The sequence below is a fragment of the Burkholderia sp. Ac-20379 genome (assembly GCF_017104645.1).
Taxonomy (GTDB): Bacteria; Pseudomonadota; Gammaproteobacteria; order Burkholderiales; family Burkholderiaceae; genus Burkholderia.
In genome coordinates this window covers 1-7,446 of the sequence record NZ_JAAGPF010000355.1, presented here as the reverse complement: position 1 = coordinate 7,446, position 7,446 = coordinate 1, and the positions used below count along the sequence as shown (strand labels likewise).

Here is a 7,446-nt window from a genome sequence, read left to right as displayed (position 1 = left end):
GCTCGAACGTGGCGCGCGGCAGCGGCCCGGCGGCGTGCTCGCGGCGCAGCAGCTCGCGCGCGGCGGCGTCGCCGATGTCGCGCACGTCCACCATCGAGATGCCCTTCTGGCCGATCGGCATGCCGTAGACGCCGTGCCCGAGCAGCGCATCCTTCATGCGCACGTCGTTTTGCATGAAATAGGCCGGGCGCAGCACCGTGGCCGGCAGATCCATCCGCTCGATCATGCGTTCCACCGTCTGCTTGCCGGTGAAGTGCGGCACGTCCACGTAGTCGCCGCCCTTGAACACCGACAGGTAGACGATGCCCTTCACGCCGGCCTCGCGCGCCAGGCCCAGCGCCTGAATCGCCTGCGTCAGTTCGTCGGCGGCGTTCGGCGCGAGCAGGAACAGCGTGCTCACGCCCTGCAATGCGGCGCGCATCGAATCGAGATCGGCCAGTTCGCCCTGCACGGCCGCGATGCGCGGGTCGTCGAAGCGGGCCTTCTCCGGCGAGCGCGTCAGCGCGCGGATCGCGGCGCCGGCCGGCGCCTGGGCCTGCAAATGGGCGATGACCTGTTGGCCCACCACGCCGGTGGCGCCCGTTACGAGAATCGTCATGTCTTGCTCCTGAGTCGGTTGAGGGCTGCGGAATGGCGGCCCGGTAGACAGAACGATAGTCGTTCCACAGGTGCGTCGAAAGATCGATAATCGAGACCTTTCGTCTCGTATATGGAACGATCATGGATCTCGCCGCCTTGGCCGATTTCAACGCGGTGGCCGAGCACAAGGGCTTCGGCCCGGCCGCCCGCGCGCTCGACCGCCCGAAGGCCACGCTGTCGCGTCACGTGGCCGAACTGGAGCGCGCGCTCGGCGTGCGGCTCGTGGAGCGCGGCGCCCGCACGCTGCGCCTGACCGAGGAAGGGCTCGCGCTGCACGAACGCACGCGCGGCCTGCTCGCCGAGATCGACGAGGCGGGCGAGGCCGTGGCCGCGCGCGCGCCGGTGCCGAGCGGGCGGCTGCGCGTGAGCGCGCCGATGGTGTTCGGGCACGTGGTGTTGAGCCGGATCGCGCCCACCTACGCGCGGGCCTATCCGCAGGTGGAGCTGGAGATCGTCGCGGAGGATCGCCTGGTCGATCCGGTGCAGGACGCGTTCGATCTGGTGATTCGCGTGAACCCGCCGCAGGACGCATTGCTGGTGGGCCGCCGCATCGCCACCGATCGCCGCGTGCTGGTGGCCGCGCCGGGGCTGGCGTTGCCCGCCCTGTCGCCGCCGCGCGATCCCGATGCGCCGCTCGCCATGCCGGCCGTGATCATGAGCAACGCGGCGGGCCAGACGCTTTGGCCAGTGGAGCTGGCCGACGGCCGGCCATGCACGATCGCGCCGCAGCCGGTGCTGCGGATGTCGTCGCTGCTGATGGTGCAGCAGGCCGTGCTCGACGGCGCGGGCGTGGCGCTGCTGCCGGGGCTGCTCGCGGAGCGGGAGGTGAGCGCCGGGCGGCTCGTGCAGCTTGGTTGGGATGCCGGCCCGGCGGTGGAGATCTGGGCGCTGTACAGCTCGCGGCGGCTGCTCAGCGCCAAGGTGCGCGCGTTTCTCGATCTGTTGCAGCAGCTCGGCGGGATGCGCCCCTACGCGCCGGACGCCTCGTCGTAGACATGCTCGAACGCGCGCCGGTAGATTTCCAGCGCGCTGGCTTCGTCGATCGCGCACGGGTTGTTGATCAGCAGCCGCTCCTGCTTCATGGCGTCGGCGGCCAGCCCGGCGAGGTCGCCCACGTCGATGCCCACGGCCTGCAGGTTCGCGGGCAGGCCCGCATCGCGCGCCAGCGACACCAGATGCGCGATGAACGCCTCGGCCTGCTCGTCCACGCTGCCGTGCGGCGCGAGCCCGATCAACTGGCCGAGTTCGGCGTACTGCTGCGCGGCGGCGTGCGCGGTCGACCGCGCGTTGAAGCGCAGCACGTGCGGCAGCACCAGCGCGTTCGACAGCCCGTGCGGCACATGGAACACCCCGCCGATCGGGTAGGCGAGCGCATGCACGCCGCCCACCGGCGCGTTGGCGAACGCCTGCCCGGCCAGCATCGCGCCGAGCAGCATGGCCGAGCGCGCGGCCAGATCGCCGCCGTCGTGGCAGGCGGGCAGCAGGTTGGCGCTCAGCAGTTGCAGCGCCTTGCAGGCCAGGTGATCGGACAGCGGGTTCTTCAGGCGCTTGCTCGTGTAGGCCTCGATCGCATGCACCATCGCGTCGATGCCGGTGGCGGCCGTGGCGGCGGCGGGCAGGCCCACCGTCAGCTCCGGGTCGAGATAGGCCGAATCGGCGTAGAGCTGCGGCGCGACCACGCCGCTCTTGGTGGTCTTGCCGGTGGTGACGATCGAGATCGGCGTGACTTCCGAGCCGGTGCCGGCCGTGGTGGGGATCTGCACCAGCGGCAGGCGGCCCTGGCGCACGCGGTTCACGCCGTACATCTCCTCCAGCGGCTGATCGCCCGCGCACAGCGTGGCCACCAGCTTGGCGACGTCCATCGACGAGCCGCCGCCCAGCCCGATCACCAGATCGGCGCCGAAGCCGCGGGCGCGCTGCGCGGCCTCGCGCACCACGTCCTCGGGCGGATCGGCCACCACGTCGTCGATCACCAGCGTGTCCCAGCCGGCCAGCGCGAGGCTGTCGAGCGCCGGGGCTAGCGTGCCGCCGCGATGCAGGAACGCGTCGGTCACCACGCAGGCGCGGCCGCCCGCGTAACGCTCGCGCAGCGCCTGGCCGAGGCGGCGCGCGATGCCGGCCTCGAGCACGATATGCGGAACGGTCTGAAACGAGAACGATTGCATGGGCGAGTCTCCGGTTGTCGTGGTGGCGGCTGAACCGCACGAATCGGATCATGATACCGGCGGGGCGCGGCGCGCGCCGGTATCGCATTTCCCTGCGCACGGCTTTCGGATCGAAAGCGAATTACGCCAATCGGCGCGATTAATCGTCATGTCATATCGATTCGCAACGCGGAGATTCAATGCGAAATTTACCGATTCAAAAGGCCGCTTGAAAATCGCGCGGCAAATTTTCCTCATCTAAAGACGCGGTAATCGTCTAAACGATTTCAATACCGATGGCCGCATTTACGCTGAAGATATTTACGTTTATAGTCGCCGTCGACCGATTCGGATTGACCGCAATTCATTCAGGAATACGACGATGGCCGACGCACCGAGCACGCAACCGAATGCCCTTTCCCCGCGCCCGCCCAAGAAGCAGGATTGGGTGACGATCGATCCGTCCACCGTGCCGCCGGCGTCGCAAATGGCGCTGCGCAATGCGATCGCGCTTGAAAAGGCGCCGCCGACCGATTATGGCGACCTGTTGTGGATCATGGCGCAGGAATCGAGCGGCGTGGTCAATTCGCGCAGCCAGGATTCGTCGGCGCGCGGCCTGTTTCGGTTGCTGCGCGCGCAGTACGGTTTGAATCCGAATGGCGCGAATTCGTTCGGCAATGCGGTGCAGGAAGCGCAAGGCGGCTTGCGGTATATCTACGGCCGTTATCACAGCGCGGCACACGCCAGGAAATTCTGGGAAATCCACCACTGGTATTGAGCGATTGAACGCCATGCACGTTCTGCGTTTCGTGGCCGGCGCGATGGCGCTGGCCGGATTGGCGAAACTGGCGCTGGCGGCCACCAACCCGGTGCCGCGGTTCGACAATTTCCCCGCCGCGGATTGGCACGGCACGATCGCCGCCACGGCGATCCGCTCCACGCAGGATCGCCGCTTCGCCTCGCGGCTGCGCGAACTGAGCGGCAAGGAACCGAATTTCGCCGGGCATTATGCGCTGAGCACCTGGGGCTGCGGCGCGTCGTGCGTGATGGCGGTGGCGGTGGACGCCAACACCGGCGCGACCGTCTGGCTGCCGTTCACCGTCTGCTGCTGGAATCCCGACGTCGAGGAGCCGGTGGGCTTCCGGCGCGACAGCAAGCTGGTGATCGTGCGCGGCAACCGCGACGAAACCGGCAACGGAACCTACTACTATCTGTTCGATCAGAATCGCTTCACCCTGCTGCGCGGCGACGCCGAGCCGGGGAAACCGGGAAGCTGAGCGGCTGGGCACCCCCCGCCGGCACACCGCCGGGCCTGCGCGAGCGCGCCGGCCCGGCGCTTTGTTTTGGGGCCTGGCAAGCGTCGCGTGCGGGCCGTGTCTCGCGCGCAACGCCGCCCGGCTTGTTTTCCCGGGGTTCGTTCATACTTGACGCGGATGCAGCGCAACACATCGAAGGTCGACCGCATGAGGAAACCCGAATTCAGCGATATGGCGAGCGCGCGGCCCGAGCTGCTGTGCTATCTCGTCGCGATTGCCGCCGCGTCGTATGCCCTGACGCAGGAGTGGCGCGTCGACCACGTGGTGGATTGCTGCCGCCGCTGGCTCGACAAGCAGCAGGTCACGATGGGCTGGCTCGACCGCGTGCGGATCGGCCAGCTCGCGCTGAAGATCGCAAGCCGCGATCTGCTCGGCGCGGGCATCGCCGTGCGGCTGTCGAGCGTGCCGGCCCTGTTCACGAATGAAATGGAGCTGAACGAAGCCTCCACCATGGTGCAGCGGATGATGGTGCTGTGCCAGGAAGCGCTGTAAGCCGCGCGCCGGTTTGACGGGGCGCTCGGCGCGCCCCCAGCCGTCGCTCGCGGCTTCGCGCTTCGACCCGGTTCTTTCCGCTTCGACCCTTTCCCTTCCCGTTTGCCGATCGCGGCGCGGCCTGCTCAGGCCGGCGTCGCCTCGCCGTTGCCCGAGCGTTCGCGGATCAGCGTCTCGAACGCCTCTGCCGTCAGCGGCAGGCCGAGCAGGAAGCCCTGCATTTCGTCGCAGTCCAGCGATTTGAGCTTGTCGAGCTGGGTGACGGTTTCCACGCCTTCGGCCACCACGTCCATGTCGAGCGAATGCGCGAGCGCGATGATCGCGGAGACGATCGCCGCGCCCTCGCTGCCGTGGCGGTCGAGCCCGCTCGTGAAGAAGCGGTCGATCTTCAGTTGCTTGACGCGGAAGCGCTGCAGGTAGGCCAGGCTCGAATAGCCGGTGCCGAAATCGTCGATGGCGATCTCGAAGCCGTTGGTCTGGAAATCGCGGATCGCGACGATGGTGTGCTCGGCATCCTGCATCGCCATCGTTTCGGTGATCTCGAAGATGATCTGCTGCGGCGCGACTTCCTCGTGCCGCACGATCTCGAGCATCGCGGCGGCCAGCCCCGGCTGCGCGAGCTGGCGCGTGGAGAGGTTCACGGCCACTTTCATCTGGGGCAGGCCGGCCTTGGCCCAGGCGCGGATCTGGCGGCAGGTTTCGCGCACCACCCAGTAGCCGATCGGCACGATCTGCCCCGAGCGCTCGGCGATCGGGATGAAATCGAGCGGCGCGAGCGTGCCGAGCGTGGGGTGATGGAGCCGGATCAGCGCCTCGGCGCCGGTCAGCGCATGCGTGGCGCCGCGGAATTTCGGCTGGAAATTGAGCGAGAAATACTGGTTCGACAGCGCCTCGTGCAGCGCCTGCTGGATCTGCAGCGTGCGCAGCGCGGCGTCGTTCATGCCCACTTCGAAGAAGCGGAACGTGCCGCGGCCGGCGCGCTTGGCTTCGTACATGGCGGCGTCGGCGTGCTTGAGCAGCGTGTCGACGCTGTCGCCGTCGCGCGGGTACAGCGCGATGCCGATGCTCGGCGTGACCAGCAGCGGCGCCTCGCTGCTCCAGGCGCTGTCGCGCGTGCGGTCGAGCACGCTTTCGGCGATCAGGCGCGCGTCCACCGCGCCGTTGATCGGCTCCACCAGCACCACGAATTCGTCGCCGCCGAGCCGTGCCACGGTGTCGACGTTGCGCACGCAGGCGCGCAGCCGGTTCGCGAACGACACCAGCACCTGGTCGCCCACCGAATGGCCGAGCGAATCGTTGATCGCCTTGAAGCCGTCGAGATCCATGAACAGCACGGCGAAGCCGGTCTGGTGGCGGCGCGCCTGGTCGATCGCCTCGACGATCCGCGAATTCAGCGTGCTGCGGTTCGGCAGGCCGGTCAGCGTGTCGAGCGTGGCGAGCCGCACGATCTCGCCGTTCAGGTTCGTGACGGCGCGCGACAGGCGCGTGTTGCGCGCGTCGATGCGCGACAGCAGCAGCGTGACCACCAGGATCACCACCGTGAACAGCGAGACGGTGGTGGCGAGCCACGCCGAATCGATGCCGCTGGCCGCGCCGCACACGCTGCCGAGCGGGAATTCGGCGGCGGCCATGCCCGCGTAGTGCATGCCGCTGATGCCCACCGCCATCACCAGCGCCGCGCCGATCCGCGCGCGCACCGCCGATTGGCGCTGATCGTTGCGCAGCGTGCGCGCGATCGACAGCGCGGCGATCGAGGCGGCCACCGCGATCACGAGCGAGGCGGCCAGCCAGCCGCTGTCGTAGCGGATGCCCGGCTGCATGTGCATCGCGGCCATGCCGGTGTAGTGCATGCCCGCCACGCAGCCGCCCATCAGCGTGCCGCTGATCGCCAGGTCGAGCCGGTTGGTGTTGTTGTGGGTGGTGTAGTAGAGCGCCAAGTAGGAGACGACGACCGCGAGCGCGAGCGAGTAGGCCGTATCGACGATGTCGTAGCCGAGCGGGATCGGCAGCGTGAACGCCAGCATCGCGATGAAGTGCATCGACCAGATGCCGGTGCCCATCGCCACCGCGCCGCCGGCCAGCCACGCATGGCGTACGGGCGAACGGCCGAGCAGGGCGATCCGGCTGGTCAGGTCGAGGGCGGTATAGGACGCAAGGGTCGCGACCGCGAAGGACACGACCACCAGGAAAAAGTTGTACGAACCGTGCATGTCTGGAAAAACGGAAGCAGGGGCGTGCGGACATCGGCGTCACGCGGCCATCCGGTCGCGCGCTGGCACTGCGCGGCGATCAATAGGGATGGAAGCAACACTCGCGACGATTATTGCGAGTTCAGCATCATAGCCGTTGCCTGCGTCGAATCGGGGTCGCACGCACCGAAAACAGCGAGAAACTTCGCAATTTAACAATTCGTCGCGCGGGAAATGGTGGTTTTTCGCCACGTCCGGCGTTCTGCGGCGCTTGCCGCTGCGTTTTCGTTCCCCCTAGAATGGCGGCCGCCTAGCTTGGAAGCGGGTTCGAATCCCGCGCGGTCGCGCCACTGTGACCGGTCCTGCCGTCGCCCGACGGCCGTGCCGGAAGTCAGACCTGAGCTTCGCTTGACCTTTCGTTTGTCCAACGGGGCGCGAAACCCCAGGAGATTTCCGCGTGATCCAGGCTGTCCAGAATCGCGGCGCCCGCCCTTCGAGCGAGCGCCGAGCCGATGTATTTCCGTTGTTGTCGTGCGTGGTGGCCGTCGCCTCGCTGTTCGGCGCGCCGCGTGGGGCGCTGGCCGACGACGCCGCGCCCGCGCAGCCGTCGCCGGCTTCCTCGGCGTCTGCCTCCACATCCACGCGGCGCGACGCCGCCACGGCCCT

General features: G+C 68.2%; 9 protein-coding genes and 1 riboswitch. Of the genes, 6 read left to right on the top strand and 3 right to left on the bottom strand.

The genetic code is table 11. From position 1 onward, the window contains the following. Positions 1-598: NmrA family NAD(P)-binding protein (locus G3N92_RS28725; RefSeq protein WP_206130962.1), on the bottom strand; the 598-nt coding region annotated here is incomplete at its 3' end. A gap of 122 nt (positions 599-720) precedes the next feature. Here G3N92_RS28725 and G3N92_RS28720 point away from each other — a divergent pair. Further along, complete coding sequence (locus G3N92_RS28720; protein WP_206130961.1) at positions 721-1,632, top strand: LysR family transcriptional regulator; 912 nt, start codon at positions 721-723, stop codon at positions 1,630-1,632. Here the strand turns inward: G3N92_RS28720 and G3N92_RS28715 are convergent. Beyond that, positions 1,608-2,804 carry an iron-containing alcohol dehydrogenase gene (locus G3N92_RS28715; protein WP_206130960.1) on the bottom strand — a complete coding sequence of 399 codons (1,197 nt, stop codon included), beginning with the start codon at positions 2,802-2,804 and terminating at the stop codon, positions 1,608-1,610. The two genes, G3N92_RS28720 and G3N92_RS28715, sit on opposite strands and share 25 nt — an antisense overlap. Here G3N92_RS28715 and G3N92_RS28710 point away from each other — a divergent pair. The 4 genes from G3N92_RS28710 (at position 2,803) to G3N92_RS28695 (ending at position 4,591) form a co-directional block, all read left to right on the top strand. Then, on the top strand, positions 2,803-3,045 hold the full coding sequence (locus G3N92_RS28710; RefSeq protein WP_206130959.1) for a hypothetical protein: 243 nt from the start codon (positions 2,803-2,805) through the stop codon (positions 3,043-3,045). The genes G3N92_RS28715 and G3N92_RS28710 overlap by 2 nt on opposite strands. A gap of 120 nt (positions 3,046-3,165) precedes the next feature. Then, on the top strand, positions 3,166-3,561 hold the full coding sequence (locus G3N92_RS28705) for a hypothetical protein (protein ID WP_206130958.1): 396 nt from the start codon (positions 3,166-3,168) through the stop codon (positions 3,559-3,561). A 13-nt stretch (positions 3,562-3,574) separates the two neighbouring features. Continuing rightward, positions 3,575-4,060: a hypothetical protein gene (locus tag G3N92_RS28700; RefSeq protein WP_206130957.1), complete on the top strand. Its 486-nt coding sequence runs from the start codon at positions 3,575-3,577 to the stop codon at positions 4,058-4,060. A gap of 186 nt (positions 4,061-4,246) precedes the next feature. Beyond that, the gene (locus tag G3N92_RS28695) at positions 4,247-4,591 is read left to right on the top strand and encodes a hypothetical protein (protein WP_206130956.1); all 345 of its coding nucleotides are present in this window, start codon (positions 4,247-4,249) and stop codon (positions 4,589-4,591) included. A gap of 125 nt (positions 4,592-4,716) precedes the next feature. Here G3N92_RS28695 and G3N92_RS28690 read toward each other — a convergent pair whose 3' ends face one another. Beyond that, on the bottom strand, positions 4,717-6,801 hold the full coding sequence (locus tag G3N92_RS28690) for an EAL domain-containing protein (protein ID WP_206130955.1): 2,085 nt from the start codon (positions 6,799-6,801) through the stop codon (positions 4,717-4,719). A gap of 296 nt (positions 6,802-7,097) precedes the next feature. Beyond that, positions 7,098-7,177: riboswitch (cobalamin riboswitch) on the top strand. Positions 7,178-7,237: 60 nt separating this feature from the next. On the opposite strand from G3N92_RS28690, the gene G3N92_RS28685 reads away from it, so the two are divergent. Continuing rightward, on the top strand, positions 7,238-7,446 hold a 209-nt coding region (locus G3N92_RS28685; protein WP_206130954.1), incomplete at its 3' end, for a hypothetical protein.

Coding starts and splice junctions, on each gene's coding strand:
- G3N92_RS28705 (WP_206130958.1), top strand. CDS start 3,166: ATGGCCGACGCACCGAGCACGCAACCGAATGCCCTTTCCCCGCGCCCG.
- G3N92_RS28700 (WP_206130957.1), top strand. CDS start 3,575: ATGCACGTTCTGCGTTTCGTGGCCGGCGCGATGGCGCTGGCCGGATTG.
- G3N92_RS28715 (WP_206130960.1), bottom strand. CDS start 2,804: ATGCAATCGTTCTCGTTTCAGACCGTTCCGCATATCGTGCTCGAGGCC.
- G3N92_RS28710 (WP_206130959.1), top strand. CDS start 2,803: ATGGGCGAGTCTCCGGTTGTCGTGGTGGCGGCTGAACCGCACGAATCG.
- G3N92_RS28695 (WP_206130956.1), top strand. CDS start 4,247: ATGAGGAAACCCGAATTCAGCGATATGGCGAGCGCGCGGCCCGAGCTG.
- G3N92_RS28690 (WP_206130955.1), bottom strand. CDS start 6,801: ATGCACGGTTCGTACAACTTTTTCCTGGTGGTCGTGTCCTTCGCGGTC.
- G3N92_RS28720 (WP_206130961.1), top strand. CDS start 721: ATGGATCTCGCCGCCTTGGCCGATTTCAACGCGGTGGCCGAGCACAAG.